Origin of the sequence: Streptomyces sp. DH12, assembly GCF_020873895.1 — a bacterium.
Taxonomy (GTDB): Bacteria; Actinomycetota; Actinomycetes; order Streptomycetales; family Streptomycetaceae; genus Streptomyces.
The window spans coordinates 1-925 of the sequence record NZ_JAHWGT010000143.1 but is presented as its reverse complement, the minus strand read 5'-3'; the positions used below and the strand labels follow the sequence as shown (position 1 = coordinate 925).

General features: G+C 74.8%; 1 protein-coding gene and 1 pseudogene. Both read right to left on the bottom strand.

All coding sequences use genetic code 11. The annotated features are described in order from the left end of the window. A pseudogene (locus LPA54_RS33080) lies at window positions 1–190 on the bottom strand (pyruvate dehydrogenase (acetyl-transferring) E1 component subunit alpha); the annotation flags it as partial. Window positions 191–210: 20 nt separating this feature from the next. Next, window positions 211–925 (bottom strand): enoyl-CoA hydratase/isomerase family protein (locus LPA54_RS33075; RefSeq protein ID WP_228984436.1); only part of this gene is annotated, 715 nt, incomplete at its 5' end.

The window sequence follows — 925 nt, the reverse complement described above, 5'->3', positions numbered from 1 at the left end:
CGGTGGGGCGCAGGGCGAGGACGGGCGCCACCTGGCACGCCTCCTGGCCGCGGGAGGACGGGTAGACGGCAAGCCGTCCCTGCCGGGTGAAGGTGGTGGCGGTGGTGTCGAAGGCACGCCCGAGGACCATGGCCCGGTACAGGGCGAGCGCCGTCTCGCGCGGGAGGCCGGCCGGCGCCGGCGCTGTCATGGGGGCGTCGAGCACCGCGGTCATGCGGCCTCCTCCCTCCGCCGGTCGATCCAGGTGCGCTCCAGGGTGTCGATCAGCGCCGGGCTGTGCAGCAGCCGCGCCTGCTCGTAGGCGTAGCGGGCCAGGTAGCGCCGGAAGAGATCGGCGGGCTCCTCGGCGAGGGCGAGCATGCGCCGGTTGGCCCCCACGGCCGGGTGGTCGAGGTGCTGGGCGGCGCGTTCCACGGCCGTGTCCATGGCGTCGGCGGGCGCCGTCTCGTCGACGATCAGGGCCGCCTCGGGGTCGGTGGCGCGCAGCTTGCGGCCCCACAGGATCAGACGGCGGGAGAACCGGGAGCCGGTCAGGTGCAGCAGGCGCAGGTTGGCCAGGCCCGGCACCAGGCCCTCCTCCATGGCGGGCAGGCTGAACCAGGCGTCCTCGGCGGCGACGACCCGGTCCATCACGGGCAGGATCTGCATGCCGCCGCCGATGGCGAAGGCGTCCACGGCGCCCACCCAGGGCTTGTCGGCGTCCGGCCACCAGCCGTCCCCGTGGGTGTCGTCCAGGCACAGGCCGCGCACGAACTTGGCGAGGTAGCCGGCCTCGCGGCGCAGCATGAAGCCCAGCAGGGAGATGTCGCCGTGGTAGAGGTGGGTGAGGTTGATGCCGGCGCTGAACACGCGGCGGCCCGCGTAGGCGGGGTGGGTCTGGGGTGCGCCGCGCAGCACGCCGACGTGGCTGGCGGGGTCCAGCAGC